The organism is Limnohabitans lacus (assembly GCF_030053395.1).
Taxonomy (GTDB): Bacteria; Pseudomonadota; Gammaproteobacteria; order Burkholderiales; family Burkholderiaceae_C; genus Limnohabitans_A; species Limnohabitans_A lacus.
Genome location: NZ_JASGBH010000001.1, coordinates 467,111 through 486,126, shown reverse-complemented (window position 1 = coordinate 486,126; position 19,016 = coordinate 467,111). Strand labels below are relative to the sequence as shown.

The 19,016-nt window shown below is 59.2% G+C and carries 16 protein-coding genes; 8 read left to right on the top strand and 8 right to left on the bottom strand.

Annotated features, from left to right (window positions below):
- Window positions 1-56: 56 nt before the first annotated feature.
- From QLQ16_RS02430 to QLQ16_RS02415, 4 genes are all read right to left on the bottom strand, one after another.
- Window positions 57-1,223 (bottom strand): branched-chain amino acid ABC transporter substrate-binding protein, encoded by a 1,167-nt coding sequence (locus QLQ16_RS02430; RefSeq protein ID WP_283223080.1) that lies wholly within the window; start codon window positions 1,221-1,223, stop codon window positions 57-59.
- A gap of 98 nt (window positions 1,224-1,321) precedes the next feature.
- Window positions 1,322-1,603 (bottom strand): hypothetical protein, encoded by a 282-nt coding sequence (locus tag QLQ16_RS02425; RefSeq protein WP_283223079.1) that lies wholly within the window; start codon window positions 1,601-1,603, stop codon window positions 1,322-1,324.
- Window positions 1,600-2,034 (bottom strand): DNA polymerase III subunit chi, encoded by a 435-nt coding sequence (locus QLQ16_RS02420; RefSeq protein ID WP_283223078.1) that lies wholly within the window; start codon window positions 2,032-2,034, stop codon window positions 1,600-1,602. Before QLQ16_RS02420 ends, QLQ16_RS02425 begins: the two co-directional genes overlap by 4 nt.
- Window positions 2,034-3,533, bottom strand: a complete 1,500-nt coding sequence (locus tag QLQ16_RS02415; protein WP_283223077.1) for a leucyl aminopeptidase — start codon at window positions 3,531-3,533, stop codon at window positions 2,034-2,036. The genes QLQ16_RS02420 and QLQ16_RS02415 overlap by 1 nt, the downstream gene beginning before the upstream one ends.
- A gap of 23 nt (window positions 3,534-3,556) precedes the next feature.
- Between QLQ16_RS02415 and lptF the strand changes: the two genes are divergently transcribed.
- Genes lptF through QLQ16_RS02390 form a run of 5 tightly spaced genes read left to right on the top strand, consistent with a single transcriptional unit; the run spans window position 3,557 to window position 8,301 of the window.
- Window positions 3,557-4,666, top strand: a complete 1,110-nt coding sequence (gene lptF, locus QLQ16_RS02410) for an LPS export ABC transporter permease LptF (RefSeq protein ID WP_283223076.1) — start codon at window positions 3,557-3,559, stop codon at window positions 4,664-4,666.
- The gene (gene lptG / locus QLQ16_RS02405) at window positions 4,663-5,769 is read left to right on the top strand and encodes an LPS export ABC transporter permease LptG (protein ID WP_283223075.1); all 1,107 of its coding nucleotides are present in this window, start codon (window positions 4,663-4,665) and stop codon (window positions 5,767-5,769) included. The genes lptF and lptG overlap by 4 nt, the downstream gene beginning before the upstream one ends.
- Window positions 5,766-6,143 carry a sirohydrochlorin chelatase gene (locus tag QLQ16_RS02400; protein ID WP_283223074.1) on the top strand — a complete coding sequence of 126 codons (378 nt, stop codon included), beginning with the start codon at window positions 5,766-5,768 and terminating at the stop codon, window positions 6,141-6,143. Before lptG ends, QLQ16_RS02400 begins: the two co-directional genes overlap by 4 nt.
- Before the next feature lie 43 nt (window positions 6,144-6,186).
- Window positions 6,187-7,128 (top strand): CysB family HTH-type transcriptional regulator, encoded by a 942-nt coding sequence (locus tag QLQ16_RS02395; protein ID WP_283223073.1) that lies wholly within the window; start codon window positions 6,187-6,189, stop codon window positions 7,126-7,128.
- Window positions 7,129-7,131: 3 nt separating this feature from the next.
- Window positions 7,132-8,301: a pyridoxal phosphate-dependent aminotransferase gene (locus QLQ16_RS02390; RefSeq protein WP_283223072.1), complete on the top strand. Its 1,170-nt coding sequence runs from the start codon at window positions 7,132-7,134 to the stop codon at window positions 8,299-8,301.
- A 4-nt stretch (window positions 8,302-8,305) separates the two neighbouring features.
- Here QLQ16_RS02390 and def read toward each other — a convergent pair whose 3' ends face one another.
- Genes def through smc form a run of 4 tightly spaced genes read right to left on the bottom strand, consistent with a single transcriptional unit; the run spans window position 8,306 to window position 15,549 of the window.
- Window positions 8,306-8,845, bottom strand: a complete 540-nt coding sequence (gene def, locus QLQ16_RS02385; protein WP_283223071.1) for a peptide deformylase — start codon at window positions 8,843-8,845, stop codon at window positions 8,306-8,308.
- Complete coding sequence (gene ligA, locus QLQ16_RS02380) at window positions 8,842-10,947, bottom strand: NAD-dependent DNA ligase LigA (protein ID WP_283223070.1); 2,106 nt, start codon at window positions 10,945-10,947, stop codon at window positions 8,842-8,844. The genes def and ligA overlap by 4 nt, the downstream gene beginning before the upstream one ends.
- 16 nt (window positions 10,948-10,963) lie before the next feature.
- A complete protein-coding gene (locus QLQ16_RS02375; RefSeq protein ID WP_283223069.1) occupies window positions 10,964-11,998 on the bottom strand; it encodes a cell division protein ZipA C-terminal FtsZ-binding domain-containing protein in 1,035 nt (344 codons plus the stop codon).
- A 23-nt stretch (window positions 11,999-12,021) separates the two neighbouring features.
- Window positions 12,022-15,549 carry a chromosome segregation protein SMC gene (gene smc / locus QLQ16_RS02370; protein WP_283223128.1) on the bottom strand — a complete coding sequence of 1,176 codons (3,528 nt, stop codon included), beginning with the start codon at window positions 15,547-15,549 and terminating at the stop codon, window positions 12,022-12,024.
- Between the two features lie 145 nt (window positions 15,550-15,694).
- Between smc and dapC the strand changes: the two genes are divergently transcribed.
- The 3 genes from dapC to prmB are packed head-to-tail and all read left to right on the top strand — an operon-like array spanning window position 15,695 to window position 18,953.
- Window positions 15,695-16,909 carry a succinyldiaminopimelate transaminase gene (dapC, locus tag QLQ16_RS02365; protein ID WP_283223068.1) on the top strand — a complete coding sequence of 405 codons (1,215 nt, stop codon included), beginning with the start codon at window positions 15,695-15,697 and terminating at the stop codon, window positions 16,907-16,909.
- 2 nt (window positions 16,910-16,911) lie between these two features.
- Complete coding sequence (gene dapE, locus QLQ16_RS02360) at window positions 16,912-18,075, top strand: succinyl-diaminopimelate desuccinylase (protein WP_283223067.1); 1,164 nt, start codon at window positions 16,912-16,914, stop codon at window positions 18,073-18,075.
- The gene (gene prmB, locus QLQ16_RS02355; RefSeq protein ID WP_283223066.1) at window positions 18,072-18,953 is read left to right on the top strand and encodes a 50S ribosomal protein L3 N(5)-glutamine methyltransferase; all 882 of its coding nucleotides are present in this window, start codon (window positions 18,072-18,074) and stop codon (window positions 18,951-18,953) included. Before dapE ends, prmB begins: the two co-directional genes overlap by 4 nt.
- Window positions 18,954-19,016: the final 63 nt, after the last annotated feature.

The following is a 19,016-nucleotide window of genomic DNA, read 5'->3' as shown; positions in this document are numbered from 1 at the left end:
CACGCAAGTGCAGGCTTTTTTTATGCCTTCAACGCCCCTGTTCGGGGCGCGTGGCATCAACGAACAACGGCCAGTTGGGCGCGCTCGCCACCTTTGTAGGTGTACAGGGTCAAAGCGCCATTTTTGATGTCGCCTTTTTCGTCGAACACGATGTCGCCAGTCACGCCCTTGTACTTGATGGCTTTCAAAGCAGGCAGGTATTTGGCGGGGTCAGCGGAGCCGGCATTGACCATGGCCGTGGCCATGACTTTGACAGCGTCATAGACGTAGGGTGCATAGACCTGAACGTCGGCATTGAACTTGGCTTTGAAGTCCGCACGGAACTTGTCCATGCCGGCTTTTTGTTCGCCTTCCACACCACCGGCTTCCGCGCAGAACACGGTTTCGTCCTTCATGGCGTCGCCAGCCAGTTTGGCCAACTCGGTGGTGCAGATGCCGTCACCCCCCATGAATTTGGCGTTGATGCCCAAAGATTTCATCTGACGCAGCATGGGGCCAGCCACGGCATCCATGCCACCAAAGAAGACGACGTCTGGTTTTTTGGCTTTCAGGGTGGTCAAGATGGCATTGAAGTCAGAGGCCTTGTCGGTGGTGAACTCGTGGCCCACGATGGTGCCGCCAGCGGCCGTTGCGCCTTTTTTGAACTCTTCGGCCACGCCTTGGCCATAAGCCGTGCGGTCATCGATCACGGCAATGTTTTTGCCTTTGAGCGTTTCAACCGCGTATTTGCCCAGAGTGCCGCCGAGGTGCACGTCGTCAGCCACCACGCGGAAAGCGCCGGTATAGCCCTGACGGGTGTACTTGGGGTTGGTGGCCGAAGGTGAAATTTGAGGAATGCCAGCGGTGTTGTAAATCTGTGAGGCTGGGATGGTGGTGCCCGAGTTCAGGTGACCGATCACGCCATTGACTTTGGCGTCCACCAATTTTTGCGCGGCAGCGGTGCCTTGTTTGGGGTCGGCGGCATCGTCTTCAGCCAGCAGTTCAAACTTGACGGGCTTGTCGCCCATCTTCAAACCAGCGGCATTGAGCTCTTCAATGGCCATGCGGGCGCCGTTTTCGTTGTCCTTGCCCAAGTGGGCGATGGCGCCACTGACGGGGCCAACGTGACCAATTTTGATGACCTGGGCATCCGATGCGGTTTCTTTCTTGCCGCAGGCAGCCAAGCCGAGTGCTGCAACAGCGAGGGCCACAACGGTCAAAGAACGGTGAGCGGGAAATGTCATGAAAACTCCGAAGAAGAAATTGCTTCAATCAAGCAAGTCGCAAAGATAAAGCAAAAAACCTTCGAAGTGTCTGAGGGAAAACCAAAAGCCCTCCCAATTTACCCTTTAGGGTGATGGAGGTTTTGGTAAATTTCAGCGCGTTTTTCCCACATGCCTTGTACACTGCGCTGAACCAACTCGGAGGCGATGCGGTCCAACTCTGGGCGCAGGTTGTTCATGAGTTCCTGAGACAAGGCAAGGACAGAGGCTTTTTCGGCTTCCCGTGCGTCCAAAGCCACCAGCAACGCTTGCGGGATCTGATCCGCAGGAACCCTAGAAGTCAAAAGCGGGATGGGGTCGGTGGGTAAATCGCCACCCGTCATCAAAGCGTTGTCTGTCATGACACCCCCAATTTGGACAAGTCGTGTTGCTTCAATTCATAGCCCTGCGCGGTGTAATGCTTCCAACGTTGCCGAGCGGTCATGCGACCATGGTCGTCCACGGCCACAATTTCAATCAATCTTTCAAAGCGATCAAAACCGTCGGGCACCTCATCGCCCAGATTGATCAGCACCTGGCGATCCGCACACACAGCAGGGTCTTCGCTGAGCAAGATGCCAGTAGCTTGCTGAAGATCGATTGCATCCGATGCGGTACTGTGCGGCAAAAAATCGACCGCCGAGAAGTTCCACAAAGCCGCGTCCAATTGGCGCAAGGCAGCGGCCGAGCCCACCACCCCAATGCGCAAATTTTGCGCACTGGCTTTGCGCAGCAAGCGGCAAGCGTATTGCAGGCGCTCTGGCGCATTGAAGTGAAATTCAATGCGGGTCATCAGGCTGCCGAGCGACTGCGTTTGGCTTTGGCAGGCTGACTAGCCTGCTTGCCGGCCTGGGTCAATACATAGTTCAAGAGCAAGGCCACTGGCCTGCCTGTCGCGCCTTTGGCCGCCCCACTCTTCCAGGCTGTGCCTGCGATGTCCAGATGCGCCCAGGGGTATTTCTTGGCAAACCGCTGGAGGAATTTGGCGGCTGTGACCGAGCCGGCCATCCGGCCCGCCACGTTCGCCACGTCGGCGAATTGGGTCTTCAAGCCTTCGGCGTATTCATCGTCCATGGGCATGCGCCAGCACAAATCACCCGATTGCTCACCGGCTTGCTGGAGTTCAAGTGCGAGCGCATCGTCACTGGTGAACAAACCTGAACGCACCGCGCCCAAGGCAATGACGCAGGCGCCTGTCAAGGTCGCAATGTCCACCACAGACTGGGGCTTGAAGCGTTCGGCATAGGTCAAGGCATCGCACAAAACCAAGCGCCCTTCGGCATCGGTGTTCAAGATTTCAATGGTTTGACCGCTCATGCTGGTGACCACATCACCCGGTTTGACGGCCAAGCCATCGGGCATGTTTTCGGTGGCGGGAATCAAACCCACCACATTGATGGCAGGCTTGAGCTCGCCCAACGCTTTAAAGACCCCCAAAACACTGGCGGCCCCGCTCATGTCGTATTTCATCTCATCCATCTCGGGCGCAGGCTTCATGGAGATGCCGCCCGTATCGAAGGTGATCCCCTTACCCACCAAGACGATGGGCGCTTGGGTGCTGGCCGCACCGTTGTAGCGCATGACGATGAAACGCAAGGGTTCCGCAGCGCCTTTGGCCACCGCCATGAAGGAGCCCATGCCCAATTTGGCGACTTCTTTGGGGCCCAACACGTCGCATTTGAAGGCCCCCGCTTTGGCAATGCTTTGGGCCGCATGTGCCAGCAAGGTGGGTGTGGCGTGATTGGCAGGTCGGTTGGCCCACTCTTTGGCCAAATCAATGCCAGCGCACAGCGCCTGAGCTTTACTGAGAGCCAATTGGTTGTCGGCTGTCACCGATGGCGCACTGAACACCAGGTGCTTCAAAGTGCGCGGCTGGGGTTTACTCAAGGTGGTGGTGTAGCTGTAGGAAAGCTCCGACAGCGTCTGGGTCACCAATTGCAGATGTGCAGATGACCACTGACCGGGCATGTGAAGCCCCAGCTTTTTGACCTTGGATGACTTGACCGCAGACCACGCGGCCCTGACCGCCGTGCGGATTTGGCTCGCTTGGTTGTCAGCGGCGTGCACCACCACCGTGGTGCGCGCCTTGAGGCCAGCATGGCCATACAGATTCAACAAAGTACCGGCTTTGTCTTCAAAGTCGCCTTTTTGGACCGCTTGCAAAACCAACTGAGACAAGGGGTCAGTGGCAGCATCGCCCTGGGGGCCCTGTGATGGCCAGAAAACAATCAAAGCGTCCAGATCGTCACGAATGACACGGGAGAGTGCGCGTTTTTGGATTTCGAAGTTCATAATTCAGCTTTTCCTTCTCGACAATGTTATTCCATTCCTCTTTACGCAAGGACCTTGCACGCAATTTCGGCGCCACCTTGGTGATTTTGATCACCATCGTGATGACCGTGATTTTGATTCGCACCCTGGGTCAAGCCAGTCGGGGCAGTGTCAACCCTTCTGAAGTGTTGCTGGTCATGGGTTTCAGTGTCTTGAGCCAGATGACCACCATCATCACCCTCAGTTTGTTCATTGCTGTGGTGTCGACCCTGTCGCGCATGTACAGCGACAGCGAAATGGTCATTTGGTTTTCCAGCGGCCAAGGCCTGGCGCATTTTGTGCGGCCCTTGCTGCGCTTTGCTTGGCCTGTTTTGCTCATCATCGTCTTGCTCGCGCTGTTTGCCTGGCCTTGGAGCAATTTGCAAATTCAAGAACTTCAAAACCGTTATGAAAAACGCAACGACCTGGAGCGCGTGGCGCCGGGTCAGTTTCAGGAGTCATCGGGTGGCAAACGCGTTTTTTTCATCGACAAAGACAGCCCAGATCAGCGCTTGGGCAACCATGTGTTCGTCTCCAGCATCGACAAAGGCATCGAAAGCATCACCACAGCCCAAACAGGGCGCGTTGAATTGGTAGGCAATGAACGATTCTTGATGCTCGACAAAGGCCAGCAATGGCTGACCAATCTGGAAACCGGCGAAACCCGGTTGACCCAGTTTGAACACTACGAAGTGCTGATGGACGACGAAGTCATCCCTGCCAACGATGGACTGACCAGCCGGCACACCTCGAGCTGGCAGCTGCTCCAAAAACCCACAAAGGAAAACCTGGGTGAATTGGCTTGGCGCCTGGGCTTGGGCCTTTCGGCCATCAATCTGGTCTTGCTGGCTTTGGCTGTTTCGGCGATCAACCCACGCGTGGGCCGCAGTTACCACTTGGGTTTGGCCCTGTTCATCTTCATCGCCTACTACAACATGCTCAACGTCGGGCAAAGCTGGATCACGTCAGGACGCGTGCCCTTCGCCAGTTTCCTGTTGACCTTGCATGGGGGCGTTTTTCTGTTGGCTTTGAGCTGGCTGTATGCGCGTCACATGAATTGGTCCTGGCGCTCTCTTTGGCCTGGCCGAGACACGTCTGTGAAGGCGGTCGCATGAAAACCGTTCGTCGTCTGCTGCATGGCGAGATCATCACCGCCGTGACCTTTGTGGCCGTGGGCTTTTTGGCCTTGTTCATGTTTTTCGACCTGGTCGATGAGCTGCAGTCTGTGGCAAGGCATGCCGCTCAGGGTTACCAATTGCAGCAAGCCCTGCTCTACATCGCCTTTAAAATCCCTGAGCATCTGTACCAGTTGCTCCCCCTGTCGGTCCTGATTGGCAGCATTTTTGTGATGGCCCGCTTGGCCCAAAGCTCCGAATACACCATCTTGCGTACAGGCGGCCTCGACCCCTTGCGCGCACTGAGCACCCTGCTGCGCCTGGGTTTGGTCTTTGTCGCGACGACCTTCCTGATTGGGGACTATTTGGCGCCTTGGGCCGACAGGCAAGCCATTCAAATCAAAGCCATCTACCAGGGGCACCTGACCTTGGGTCAAACGGGCGCATGGCTGAAAGAAAACCAAGATGGCCGGCGATTTGCTGTCAATGTACGCAGTTTTGACGGCATCGAGCACATGCGACAGATCCGCATCCACGAGTTCAACGACCAAGGCCAACTGCTGGGCATCACCACCGCTGAAACCGCCGACATCCAAAGCGATACATGGGCCCTCCAAGGCGTGGTGAAAAAAAGCATTTATCCGGACAAAGCCTCAGGCAGTTTGAAGTTGGAGTCCATCCCCTTGAAAAACCAAACATGGAAGACCGAGATCAGCGCCGACATGGTGGCCGCCGCTTTGCTGACCCCTGACCGCATGCGAACTTGGGAGCTGTTCAAGTACATGCGCCACCTCTCTAACAACAAACAAAACTCGCAGCGCTACGAAATCGAGTTTTGGCGCAAAGTGTTTTACCCTTTGAGTTGCCTGGTCATGCTGGTGCTGGCCCTGCCTTTTGCCTACTTGCACTTCCGCTCTGGCCAGATCGCAGGCCATGTCTTTGGTGGTGTTTTGGCGGGCATCAGCTTTTCCTTGCTCAACAACGTCTTCCGATTTGTGGGTGACCTTCAAAACTGGGAGCCATGGCTGACTTCGGCGGCGCCCTCCTTGATCTACAGCGCCATTTCTCTGGCCGCTTTTTGGTGGATGGTGCTCAGGCGATGAACAATTCAAATACCGGCGTGATCTTGTTTGCTCATGGCTCGCGCGACCCTTTGTGGCGCTTGCCCATCGATGCCGTGGCCCTGCAAATGCATCAGCAATGGCCGCAATTACCCGTGCGTTGCGCCTTTTTGGAGCTCACGACACCGGCATTGCCCGAGGTCGTCGAGCAGATGGTGATGCAGGGCATGGATCACTTGCGCATCGTGCCCATGTTTTTAGGGGTTGGGCGCCACGCCCGAGAAGACCTGCCGCAACTGGTGGCCGATTTGCGTCAGGCTTACCCCCAGGTTCAGTTTGAATTGACCGCCTCCATCGGCGAGCACCCGGCCATGACGCGTTTGATGGCTGAGATCGCAGCGGGCACCCAGACATAGACTCATAAAGCATAATGGCGTCAATCAATATGACGATCTGCATATGAATCTGCACCAATTTCGTTTTGTTCAGGAAGCTGCACGCCGCAACTTGAACCTGACAGAGACGGCCAAAGCCCTGCACACGTCCCAGCCTGGCGTGTCCAAAGCCATCATTGAACTTGAGGAAGAGCTGGGCATTGAAATCTTTGCCCGGCATGGCAAGCGCCTCAAGCGCATCACCGAACCCGGACAACACGTGCTGCAAAGCATCGAGATCATCCTGCGTGAAGTGGGCAATCTGCGCAAAATCGGCGACCAATACAGCGCGCAGGACAGCGGCACCCTCTCGATCGCCACCACCCACACCCAGGCACGCTATGTCTTGCCCATGCCAGTGGCCAAGTTGCGCGAAAAGTACCCCTTGGTCAACATCAGCTTGCACCAAGGTGCGCCGGACCAAGTGGCCAAGATGCTGCTGGACGACACCGCCGAGATCGGCATTGCCACCGAATCACTGTCCGCTTACGAGGAACTCGTCACCCTGCCCTGCTACGAGTGGCAACACGTGCTGGTTCTGCCACTGGACCACCCCTTGGCCAGCAAAGAGAACATTTCGCTGGAAGACATTGCCGGTGAATCCATCGTGACTTACCACCCTTCCTTCACCGGTCGGGGGCGCATCGATCAAGCCTTCGCAGCCCGAAAACTGCACCCGCGCATTGCGCTCGAAGCCATCGATTCCGACGTCATCAAGACCTATGTCCGTCTGGGTCTGGGCATTGGCATCGTCGCAGAGATGGCGGTCAAGGACGACCCCGTCCAAGACTTGGCCGTCAGGCCCCTGGGCGGTTTGCTGGGCATGAACGTGGCCCGTGTGGCCTTCAAGCGCGGCGCTTACCTGCGCCACTTTGTTTACCATTTCGCCCAATTGCTGAGTGACCGGCTCACGCAGCCCCTCATCACCAAGGCCATGAGCGGCCATGTCAACGATTACGAGCTCTGAACCATGAACGCACGCACTCCGAACCTGGTCTCCAAAGCCCCCAACATGGGCACCACCATCTTCACGGTCATGTCCGCCTTGGCCGCTGAAAAAGGCGCCGTCAATCTCGGGCAAGGCTTTCCAGACTTTCCCTGCGACCCGCATCTGCTGGATCTGGTCAATGACGCCATGCGTGAGGGCTTGAACCAATACCCCCCGATGACCGGCGTGGCGCCCCTGCGCGATGCGGTCTCGCAAAAAATCAAGACGCTGTATGGCCGCCAGTACGACCCCGTGAGCGAAATCACCGTCACAGCCGGCGCCACCCAAGCCATCTTGACCATCATATTGGCCATCGTGCATCAAGGCGATGAAGTGATTGTTTTGGAGCCCTGCTACGACAGCTATGTGCCCAACATCGAATTGGCAGGCGGAACCGTGGTTCGGGTGCCGCTGACACCGGGCACCTTCAGGCCCGACTTTGACAAAATCCGCGCGGCCATCAGCCCCAAAACCCGTGCCATCATGATCAACTCACCGCACAACCCCAGCGGCATGATTTGGTCGCGTGAAGACATGTTGAGCTTGCAAGAGATCTTGGCGCCAACAGACATCATCCTGATCAGTGATGAGGTCTACGAGCACATGGTCTATGCCCCCAACCAACACTGGAGTGCCGCGCATTTTGATGGTCTGGCAGCACGCGCTTTCATCGTCTCCAGTTTCGGCAAAACCTACCATGTGACCGGCTGGAAAATTGGCACGGTGGCCGCCCCGGCCTCGCTGACAGCCGAGTTCCGCAAAGTCCACCAGTTCAACGTGTTCACGGTGAACACGCCCATGCAGCATGCGCTGGCGCGCTACATGATGGATGCCAAGCCCTATCTGGAGCTGCCTGCTTTCTACCAACGCAAACGAGACCTCTTTCGCCAAGGCTTGGCGCAAACCAAATTCAAATTGTTGCCCGGTGAAGGCACCTATTTCCAGTGCGTGGACATTTCAGAGCTGGGCGTGCCCGAGAAAAACCTGAGCGAAGCCGATTTTTGCAAATGGTTGACCACCGATATCGGTGTGGCGGCCATTCCACTGTCCGCCTTTTATGGCGGCGGTTTTGACCAAAAAGTCATCCGCTTTTGCTTTGCCAAGCAAGACCCCACGCTGCAACTGGCACTCACCAAACTCCAGCGCCTTTGAGGCCTCAGTCGTCGGTGTTGTCGTCCAGCCCCGGAAACAACACCGAGGTGAAGCCAAACTTGCTGAAGTCCCGCACCCGCATCGGGTAAAGCTTGCCGATCAGGTGGTCGCATTCGTGCTGCACCACTCTCGAATGGAATCCATCCGCCATGCGGTCAATGACTTTCCCCCTGGCATCCAGCCCCGAGTAACGGATGCGTTGCCAACGTGGCACCACAGCGCGCATGCCGGGCACCGACAAACAGCCCTCCCAGCCCAATTGCTCTTCGTCGTCCAATGGGGTGATGACCGGATTGATCAAAACGGTTTGCGGAAACGGCGCCTCTTGCGGGTAGCGCGGGTTGACGGCGCCTGTCCCGAAAATCACCACTTGCAGGTTCACCCCCAGCTGAGGGGCAGCCAGTCCCGCACCGTTGACTGCGGCCATGGTCTCCAACATGTCGGCCACCAAGGCGTGCAATTCGGGCGTGTCGAACTCGGTTACCGCTTGGGCCATGCGCAGCAAGCGCTCATCGCCCATTTTCAGAATTTCTCGAACCGTCATGGCTTGTCTCCGTTCAACAAAAGTGCCAAACCCGCATCGTCGAGCACCGGCACACCCAAGGCCTGCGCTTTGTCGAGCTTGCTGCCCGCCTCGGCGCCTGCCACCACATAACTGGTTTTCTTGCTGACCGAGCCTGCCACCTTGGCACCCAAGGCTTCCAGCTTGTCTTTGGCCTCATCACGGCCCATGCTTTGCAAAGTGCCCGTGAGCACCACCGTGATCCCGCTCAAAGGCATCTCGGTCGGGGCCAAGGCTTCGCCTTCGGCCCAGCGGACGCCCGCATCGCGCAGGGCCTGCACCACTTCGCGGTTGTGGGCTTGGGCAAAGAAGGTGTGGATGCTGTGGGCCACGATCGGCCCCACATCAGGTACTTGCAAAAGCGCGTCTTCGCTGGCCTCCATGATGGCCGCCAGCTGACCAAAATGGCGGGCCAGCTCTTTGGCGGTGGCTTCGCCCACATGGCGGATGCCCAGGCCAAACAAAAACCGAGGCAGCGTTGCTTGTTTGGACTGCTCCAAAGCTTCGAGCAAATTGATAGCCGATTTTTCCGCCATGCGGTCCATCGCCGCCAAGGTTTCAAGCTTCAGGTGGTACAAATCGGCCAGTGTGTTGACCTGTCCTGAGTCGACCAGTTGGTCCACCAGCTTGTCACCCAAACCTTCGATGTCCATGGCGCGACGGTGCGCAAAGTGCCACACCGCCTGCTTGCGCTGCGCACTGCAAAACAAGCCCCCCGTACAGCGGTGGTCGGCTTCGCCCTCCTCACGCTCGGCCAAACTGCCACACACTGGGCAGTGGCTCATCATGGTGAACAGCAGCGCATTTTGCGGGCGTTTGTCCAGCACCACAGACACCACTTCGGGGATCACATCGCCAGCTCGGCGCACGATCACGGTGTCCCCCACCCGCACATCTTTGCGTCGGGCTTCCAGTTCGTTGTGCAGCGTGGCATTGGTCACGGTGACACCGCCCACAAAGACGGGCGCCAGTTTGGCCACGGGCGTGAGCTTGCCGGTGCGGCCCACTTGCACATCGATGGCCAAGACCTGGGTCATTTCTTCTTGCGCCGGGTATTTGTGGGCCACCGCCCAACGTGGCTCACGGGTCACAAAACCCAATTGCTGCTGCCAATCCAGACGGTTGACCTTGTACACCACCCCATCGATGTCGTAAGGCAAAGCATCGCGCTCGGCGGCCATGCGCTGGTGAAAACCCACCAAACCAGCAGCACCCCATACACATGAAGTCTGCTCCGCCACCGGAAAACCCCAGGCCTTGAGTTGCTGCAAAGCTTGGTAATGCGTCGTCCAAACTGGGCCCCCTTTGGCCTCCGATATATCGCCCCAACCATAAGCAAAAAAGCTCAAGGGCCGCTCAGCGGCAATGCCCGAGTCCAATTGGCGAACTGCTCCGGCGGCCGCGTTGCGCGGATTGACGAATGTTTTTTCGCCCTTTAGGCCCGAGGCAATTCGGGCACGCTGGCGTTCGTTGAGTTTTTCAAAATCATCGCGGCGCATGTACACCTCGCCACGCACCTCCAGCACCGCTGGCGCATCGCTTGGCAGTCGCAGCGGGATCTGGCCAATCGTGCGGATGTTGGCGGTGACGTCTTCGCCGGTTTCGCCATCGCCCCGGGTGGCCGCCTGGACCAGCACACCGGCTTCGTAGCGCAAACTCATGGCCAGGCCATCGAATTTCAGTTCGGCCACGTATTCCACGGCGGGATCGCCATCACTCAAACTCAATTCCTTGCGCACTCGGGTGTCAAAAGCTTCTGCGCCGCTGGCCTCGGTGTCGGTCTCGGTGCGGATGCTCAACATGGGCACGCGGTGCGCCACCGCCGCAAAGGCATCCAGCACACGCCCACCGACGCGCTGCGTGGGGGAATCGGGCGTCAGCAGTTCAGGATGCGCGTCTTCAAGGGCTTGCAACTCGCGAAACAGCCGATCGTATTCGGCATCTGGCACTTCGGGGGCATCCAGCGTGTAATAGCAATGCGCATGGTGGTGCAAGCAGTTGCGCAACTGAGCAGCCCGGGCGATGGCAATCGATTGGCTGCTTCGGTCTGCAGATTCATCCGCAAACAAGTCCATTGTGGACATGGAAACTCCAATACGTTCAGGAGAACAAGCGACGCGCCTGAGGTGACCCCGCAGACAGCTCACGCTGATCCAGAGCTTCGTAGAGCTGACTCAGGTCATGGGCAATTTGATCGAGCATTTCGTCGCTCAGCACATTGCCAGCACCGTCGGTGATCACACCGTCCATGTCTTTGGCCAAGAGATGGGCCGATTGACGCAAGCGCTCGAAAGCCATGTCCTCGCGCGCGATCTGAGGCAAATCCAAGCTCAACGTCACTTCTCGTATCGCGGACAGCGCGGGGTCATCGGCCATGGCCGCTTGGGTGTCAAAGGTCAATGACAAGACAGGTGGTAGGCCCTGCACTGCCGATGGCAAAACCATGCGCCCCGGAATGACACCCGCCACAAAGCCTTGGCGGGAAGCGTGCTGTTGGATATAGCCGGGGCTCCAGGCCGCCGCGCGGGCACAAAGCGTGAAGCTCAGCTGGGCATCATGATCGCTGGCGAATTGGTCCAGTTCGCGGGCACGGGCCACTTCTTCGAGCATGTCGCTGAAAGTGACGGTGCCATTGACCGCATCGGCAAAGGCCTGCGTCTTGACGACAAATTCAGAGAACTCGATCTCATTGAGGGCCCCCATGCGGTTGGCCAATTGAACGCCCGCTTGGAAGGCCGAATACCGCCGCCCAGGGAGCAATGCCTCCCATTGACCATTGACTTGGCTGCAGCCCTCTACATTGAAAGGCTTGGTTCCCACCCGACGCGTAGCAGGCAAGGCAGCCAAGGCGGCATCTCCGGAGACGGGCATATCGACTTCAACGGTGGCGATAACATCGATCAAGGCATCGATTTGAGCCTTGCGCTCTGGCTGAGGTAAGCCTGCAAAATCATCACTCAACACCGGCTCTTGGGGTTCACTTGGATCCTGTGCCAAAGACTCACCCGAGGTGGATTCGTCCATGGGCTCAGCTTGGCGAGGCTGATTTTTACGAGATGTCCAGTAGTTGTAAGCCACCACAGCCAACAAGGTCAGAAAACCCAACCCGAACAGGCTCAATTGCAAGGAACTCAAGGAATCCAACATAGATCAAAACCTCAGGCCACATCGGCCAAAGACACTGCAGACTCCATGTCCACAGCCACAATGCGTGAAACGCCCTGCTCCTGCATGGTCACACCGATCAACTGCTCAGCCATTTCCATGGCGATCTTGTTGTGGCTGATGAACAGGAACTGCGTTTCTTTGCCCATGCCCGCGACCAGCCTGGCATAGCGTTCGGTGTTGGCGTCGTCCAGCGGCGCGTCCACCTCGTCCAGCAAGCAAAACGGAGCCGGGTTGAGCTGAAAGATGGCAAACACCAATGCAATCGCCGTCAGAGCCTTTTCGCCACCCGAGAGCAAATGGATGGTCTGGTTCTTCTTGCCGGGCGGCTGGGCCAGCACTTGCACGCCAGCGTCCAGAATCTCGTCGCCCGTCATCACCAAACGCGCATTGCCGCCCCCAAACAGCTCAGGGAACATGCGGCTGAAATGTTCGTTCACGATCTTGAAGGTACCCCCCAGCAATTCACGGGTTTCACCGTCAATCTTGCGAATGGCGTCTTCCAGCGTGTTCATGGCCTCGGTCAAATCGGCGTTTTGCGAATCCAGGAAAGTCTTGCGTTCACGCGATGTGCTGAGCTCTTCCAGCGCCGCCAGGTTGACCGGGCCCAAAGCGGTGATCTCGCGGTGGATGCGGTCGATTTCACCTTGCAAACCGGTCACGCGGACTTGGCCAGTTTCAATGGACAGAGCCACGGCCTCCAGATCGGCCTGGGCATCGGCCAGCAGCTGGGTGTACTGCTCCAGCCCCAGGCGGGCGGCTTGCTCCTTGAGCTGCAAGTCGGTGATGCGCTGGCGCAGGGGTTCGAGCTCACGTTCAAAGGCCACGCGCCGCTCGTCGCTGGCGCGCAGTTTGGCGGTCAGGTCATCGTAGGCACTGCGGCGCGCCGCCAAGGCTTGCTCGCGCTCCATCTTGACGGCCAAGACGTTTTGCAAGCCGGCCTGCGCAGCGGCATCGGTCAAGCGGCTGAGTTCGTCGCGGGCGCGCTGCATTTCGTCGTCGATGCTGGCCACTTGTTGCTGCGCCGTCTCGATCGTGCGGTTCAACTCCGCACGGCGCGCATCTAAGCTGCGCTGCGAGAACTGCGCCTCTTGGGCACGGCGCTCCAGGCTGCGCTGCTGTTCGCGGCATTCGGCCAATTTGCGCTCGGCTTCGATGACGCGTTCGTCCAGTTGGGCATGACGCTCTTGGCTGTCGGCCAATTGCATGTCCAGCTCCTCAAAGCGGGCCTCGGCGGTCACGCGGCGCTCTTGCAACTCATCCAGCAAAGCATCCACTTCGGCCAAGTCATTGCTGATCTGCTCGCTGCGGGCACGGGTTTGCTCCACCAATTGCGACAAACGCAAGGTTTCAACTTGGAGCTCATGGGCGCGAGACTGGTGCTCAGCCGCTTCGCGGCGCACGGTGATCAGGCGCTGAGAAGCGTCAGCATAAGCCGCTTCAGCACGCACCAAAGCGCTGCGGCTTTCTTCAGCAATCAAGGTCTGGGCTCGCTGCTGCTTTTCAAAGTTTTCAATGTCCTGGGCACGGGCCAGCAAACCGGCCTGCTCGGAGTCTTGCGCGTAAAACACCACGCTGTTCAGATCGACCGCGTGGCCGGCTTGCACAAACAGGGTCTCGCCGGGCTTGAGCTGGCTGCGCCAAGCCAGGGCGTCTTCCATGTTGGGGGCGGTGTAGCAGCCCTGAAGCCAATCGGTCACCAGGGCTGACAAGCCCGCGTCCGAGATGCGCAATTTTTGCGCCAAGGGCTGGCACCCACCGGGCATGCCACTGCGTGGCGAGGCGCTGGAGGCCAATGGCGACGTGAAGAAAGACAGTTTGGCCGGTGGGGCATCGTTGGCAAATGATCGCACCATGTCCAGACGGGACACCTCGAGGGCCGACAGGCGTTCGCGCAAGGCGGATTCCAATGCGTTCTCCCAGCCCGCCTCGATGTGGATGCGGCTCCACAACCCTTCCAACCCATCCATGCCGTGCTTGGAGAGCCAAGGCTTGAGCTTGCCGTCGGTGCGCACTTTCTCTTGCAAGGCCTTGAGCGCTTCGATGCGGGCACTCAGATCGGCCAAACGGGCCGATTCATCGTTGACGGCTTGTTGGCGCGTGCGGCGGTCTTCGTCCAGCGCGGGCACTTGCTCTTGCAGGTCGTGCAAACGGGCTTCAGACTCGGCTGCCAAACCTTCAGCAGCGGCCAATTGTTCTTGCAAGCCGTTCAGTCGCGCCTCATCGGGCGCGGCCAAGGCATTGCGGTCGGCCAGCAAACGCTCACGGCGGTTTTCAAGCTGACGCGATTGCTCTTGCACATTGCGCTGGTCTGCGGCCAGCACACCGATTTGCTGCTGCACCTGCACCACGCTGGCGCGTTGGGCGGTGGCATCGTTTTGCGCTTTGCGCAGGGCCTCTTCCAAATCAGGCAAGGCCATGGCTTGGTCTTCCACCTGGGCGGCCAGCGTCATGCTCTGGTCTTCGGCCATGGCCGCTTGCTCGGCCAGGGTTTCCAGCTCGGCCTGAGCATCTTCGCTGCGGGTGCCCCATTGGGCGGTTTGCTCGATCAACTGTTGCAGGCGCTGTTCTGCGCGCTGGCGGCCTTCGACCACAAAACGGATTTCGGCTTCCAGGCGGCCGACTTCGGCGCTGGCTTCGTACAAAGCACCTTGCGCCTTGTTGACTTCATCACCTGCGTCGTAGTGCGCCTGGCGGATGGTCTCCAGATCCGACTCCACATGGCGCAGATCGGCGATGCGCGATTCGAGCGCATTCACGGCCTGGTCCACATCGGTCTTGACCTTGCCCTGGTCGCTTTCAGCGTCGCGGCGTTTCAAGAACCACAGCTGGTGCTGCTTGAGCGTGCTGTCGGCTTGCAGATTGTTGTAACGCTGCGCGACCTCGGCCTGCTTTTCCAGCTTTTCAAGATTGGCGTTCAGCTCGCGCAAGATGTCTTCGACCCGGGTCAAGTTCTCACGGGTGTCCGACAGGCGGTTTTCCGTCTCCCGGCGGCGTTCCTTGTATTTGGACACGCCCGCTGCTTCTTCCAAAAACAAGCGCAGCTCTTCGGGGCGCGACTCGATGATGCGGCTGATGGTGCCCTGGCCGATGATGGCGTAGGCGCGTGGTCCCAAGCCCGTGCCCAAAAACACATCCTGCACATCGCGGCGGCGCACCGGCTGGTTGTTGATGTAGTAGCTGCTGTTGCCGTCGCGGGTGAGCACGCGCTTGACGGCGATCTCGGCAAACTGGCCCCACTGGCCGCCCGCACGGTGGTCGGCATTGTCAAACACCAGCTCCACACTGGCCCGGCTGGCCGGTTTGCGGGTGGTGGTGCCGTTGAAGATCACGTCCTGCATGGATTCGCCACGCAACTCCGACGCCTTGGACTCGCCCAACACCCAACGCACCGCGTCCATGATGTTGGATTTGCCGCAACCGTTGGGGCCGACCACCCCCACCAGCTGCCCTGGCAGCAGGAAGTTGGTCGGCTCGGCAAACGATTTGAAGCCGGAAAGCTTGATGGAATTGAGGCGCACGGCGGTCGACTTGATCGAATAAAAGAATACGAAATGACGCAATCAATGAGGCGTCCGTTCGATGAATTGGGCGTTCCAGCTGATCCAGGACGCTGTTCAATATTAACTCAGCAACACGTCTCAGATGATCCCGGATAATCGAGGGATGAATCCCCTTCTTGCCAAGCTGCAGCCCTACCCCTTCGAACGGCTGAAACAACTGTTCGCCGCTGTCTCACCCAACCCGGATTTGAAGCCGATCAGCCTGGGCATTGGCGAGCCCAAACATGCCACACCCACCTTCATTCAAGAGGCCCTGAAGGCCTCGGTGGCCAACGGTTTGTCGGCTTACCCCGCCACCGCAGGCGAGCCCGCTTTGCGCCAAGCCTGTGCGGCCTGGCTCCAAACCCGCTACGCCCTCAAGCTGGATGCGGCCACCCAGGTGCTGCCAGTCAATGGCTCGCGCGAAGCTTTGTTTGCCCTGACGCAAACCGTGATCGATCCGAGCCGCCCTGGCGCCACCGTGGTCAGCCCCAATCCTTTCTATCAAATCTACGAAGGTGCAGCCTTGCTGTCAGGGGCTGAGCCGTATTACGTGCCCAGCAACCCAACGCGCAACTTTGCCAACGACTGGGACAGCGTGCCCGCCGATGTCTGGGCCCGCACCCAGCTTTTGTTTGTTTGCTCGCCCGGCAACCCCACGGGCGCCGTCATGCCGCTGTCTGAATGGGAAAAACTCTTTGCCCTGTCCGACCGACACGGCTTTGTGATCGCGTCCGACGAGTGCTACAGCGAGATTTATTTCCGCGAAGAAGCGCCCTTGAGCGGTCTCGAAGCCGCCCACCAGCTGGGCCGCACAGACTTCAAGCGCCTGATCGCCTTCACGAGTCTTTCCAAGCGCAGCAACGTGCCTGGCCTGCGCAGCGGCTTTGTGGCCGGTGATGCGGCCATCATCCAACAGTTCTTGCTTTACCGCACCTACCACGGCAGCGCCATGAGCCCGGTGGTGCAAGCAGCCAGCGTCGCTGCTTGGGGCGACGAAAGCCATGTGGTGGACAACCGCAACCAATACCGCACCAAGTTCGCCCAGGTCACGCCCGTGCTGGCCGAGGTGCTCGATGTGAAACTGCCCGACGCCAGCTTTTACCTGTGGGCCGGCGTGCCTGCCGGCTGGCAAGGCGACGACGCGGCGTTTGCCAAAGCGCTGTACGAAGCTGAATGCGTGACGGTGCTGCCCGGCAGCTATTTGGCGCGTGACTTCAACGGCAGCAATCCAGGCCGTGGTCGCATTCGCATGGCCTTGGTCGCCGAAACCGCCGAGTGCCTGGAAGCGGCCGAGCGCATTGCCCGTTTTGTGCGCGCCCACCCCAGCAAAGCTTGAACATGAGCACTTGTCACGACACCCTTCGCCTGGCCGAGCAGCTGATTGCCCGTCCTTCCGTCACGCCCGACGATGCGGGCTGCATGGATCTGATCACCAATGCCTTGAAGCCCTTAGGATTTGAATGCGAATTCATGGACTCCGGCCCCGAGACCTTTCGCGTGCGCAACCTGTGGGCCAAACGCGCCGGTACATCAGGCCAGACCCTGGCCTTTGCCGGTCACACCGACGTGGTTCCGACCGGGCCGCTGGCGCAATGGGACAGCGACCCCTTCACGCCCACCCACAAAGACAGCAAGCTGTTTGGCCGTGGCGCAAGCGACATGAAAACCTCGCTGGCGGCCATGGTGGTGGCGGTTCAGGAATTTTTGGCCACCAACCCCCATCCGGCATTGGGGCTGGCCTTTTTGCTCACCAGCGACGAAGAGGGCCCGGCGCTCGACGGCACCGTGGTGGTTTGCGACCAGCTCAAAGCCCGTGGCGACGCGCCGCAGTTTTGCATCGTGGGCGAACCCACCTCGGTGCAGCAAACCGGCGACATGATCAAAAACGGCCGACGCGGCACCATGAGCGGCAAGCTCACTGTGAAGGGCGTGCAAGGCCACATCGCCTACCCGCACTTGGCTAACAACCCCATCCACCGCTTGGCCCCGGCGCTGGCCGATCTGGTGGCGATCCGCTGGGACGAAGGCAACGCCTTCTTCCCCCCAACCAGCTGGCAGGTGAGCAACATCCATGCGGGCGCGGGCGCGAGCAATGTGATCCCGGGCGACTGCGTGGTGGATTTCAACTTCCGCTTTTGCACCGAATCCACACCCGAGCGCTTGCAGCAGCGATTGACCGCCGTGCTGGACCAGCATGGCCTGCAATACGACTTGAAATGGACCATTGGCGGCCTGCCGTTTTTGACCACACCGGGCACCTTGGTGGCCGCTGTGCAACAAGCGATTGCCGACGAGACGGGCCTGACCACCGAACTGTCCACCACCGGCGGCACCAGCGATGGCCGCTTCATCGCGCAGATCTGCCCCCAGGTGATCGAGTTCGGTCCGCCCAACGCGACCATCCACAAGGTCAACGAGCACGTGGCATTGGCCGACATCGCGCCGCTCAAAGCCATTTACCGCCGTACATTGGAACAACTCAACCTGGGCCTGTCGGCATGAGCGCCATGACCCTTTTGAGCCTGATCGAACAATCGGCTGAGCGACTGACCCAAGCCGGTGTGTCCTTCGGTCACGGCACCCTGAACGCTTTTGACGAAGCCGTCTGGCTGGTGCTCTGGCGCTTGGGTCTGCCGCTGGACACCGATCTCCAGGATGTGGCCGAACAAGCCGTGCCGCCCGAGCAACAAAACGCTTGCGCACAGCTGATTGAAGAACGCATCACCTCCCGCAAACCCGCCGCTTACCTGACGCAAGAAGCCTGGTTGCAGGGCGTGTCGTTTTTCATCGATGAACGGGCCATCGTGCCGCGCAGCCTGATTGCCGAGGTGTTGGCCGACGGGACGATTGATGCATGGCTGAGCGATCAGACCACCCGCGTGCTGGACCTGTGCACCGGCAACGGCAGCCTGGCCGTGCTGGCGGCGTTGGCCTGGCCAGAGGTGCAGGTGACTGGGGCCGAGATTTCTGACGACGCGCTGGCCGTCGCCGCCATCAATGTGGCACGCCACGAACTGGATGAGCGCGTCACACTGGTGCACAGCGATGGTTTGTCGGCCCTGCCCGGCCCATTTGACCTGATCTTGTGCAACCCGCCTTATGTCTGCCAAGCCAGCATGGACGCGCTGCCCGCAGAGTTCCGCGCTGAGCCCGTGCTGGCGCTGGCCGGCGGCACCGATGGCATGGACTTTGTGCGCCAGTTGTTCAAAGATGCGCCTTCGCGCATGAGCGAACACGCGGTGCTGGTGCTGGAGATCGGCAACGAAGTGGATCATTTCACGGCCGCTTTTCCCGAACTTGAAGTGGCCTGGCTCGACACCAGTGCAGGCGATGATCAGGTCCTGCTGATCACCCGTGAAGCCCTCTTGAACTATCTTTGACTTTCATGGTCGGACTTCGGTCACGGCCCACACCCCGGATCGGTTCCGGGGCATTTTGCTTTC

What these genes read in the sequence shown, in the direction of transcription:
- QLQ16_RS02430 (WP_283223080.1), bottom strand. Translation starts at nt 1,223, where the DNA reads ATGACATTTCCCGCTCACCGTTCTTTGACCGTTGTGGCCCTCGCTGTT.
- QLQ16_RS02425 (WP_283223079.1), bottom strand. Translation starts at nt 1,603, where the DNA reads ATGACAGACAACGCTTTGATGACGGGTGGCGATTTACCCACCGACCCC.
- QLQ16_RS02420 (WP_283223078.1), bottom strand. Translation starts at nt 2,034, where the DNA reads ATGACCCGCATTGAATTTCACTTCAATGCGCCAGAGCGCCTGCAATAC.
- QLQ16_RS02415 (WP_283223077.1), bottom strand. Translation starts at nt 3,533, where the DNA reads ATGAACTTCGAAATCCAAAAACGCGCACTCTCCCGTGTCATTCGTGAC.
- lptF (WP_283223076.1), top strand. Translation starts at nt 3,557, where the DNA reads ATGTTATTCCATTCCTCTTTACGCAAGGACCTTGCACGCAATTTCGGC.
- lptG (WP_283223075.1), top strand. Translation starts at nt 4,663, where the DNA reads ATGAAAACCGTTCGTCGTCTGCTGCATGGCGAGATCATCACCGCCGTG.
- QLQ16_RS02400 (WP_283223074.1), top strand. Translation starts at nt 5,766, where the DNA reads ATGAACAATTCAAATACCGGCGTGATCTTGTTTGCTCATGGCTCGCGC.
- QLQ16_RS02395 (WP_283223073.1), top strand. Translation starts at nt 6,187, where the DNA reads ATGAATCTGCACCAATTTCGTTTTGTTCAGGAAGCTGCACGCCGCAAC.
- QLQ16_RS02390 (WP_283223072.1), top strand. Translation starts at nt 7,132, where the DNA reads ATGAACGCACGCACTCCGAACCTGGTCTCCAAAGCCCCCAACATGGGC.
- def (WP_283223071.1), bottom strand. Translation starts at nt 8,845, where the DNA reads ATGACGGTTCGAGAAATTCTGAAAATGGGCGATGAGCGCTTGCTGCGC.
- ligA (WP_283223070.1), bottom strand. Translation starts at nt 10,947, where the DNA reads ATGTCCACAATGGACTTGTTTGCGGATGAATCTGCAGACCGAAGCAGC.
- dapC (WP_283223068.1), top strand. Translation starts at nt 15,695, where the DNA reads ATGAATCCCCTTCTTGCCAAGCTGCAGCCCTACCCCTTCGAACGGCTG.
- dapE (WP_283223067.1), top strand. Translation starts at nt 16,912, where the DNA reads ATGAGCACTTGTCACGACACCCTTCGCCTGGCCGAGCAGCTGATTGCC.
- prmB (WP_283223066.1), top strand. Translation starts at nt 18,072, where the DNA reads ATGAGCGCCATGACCCTTTTGAGCCTGATCGAACAATCGGCTGAGCGA.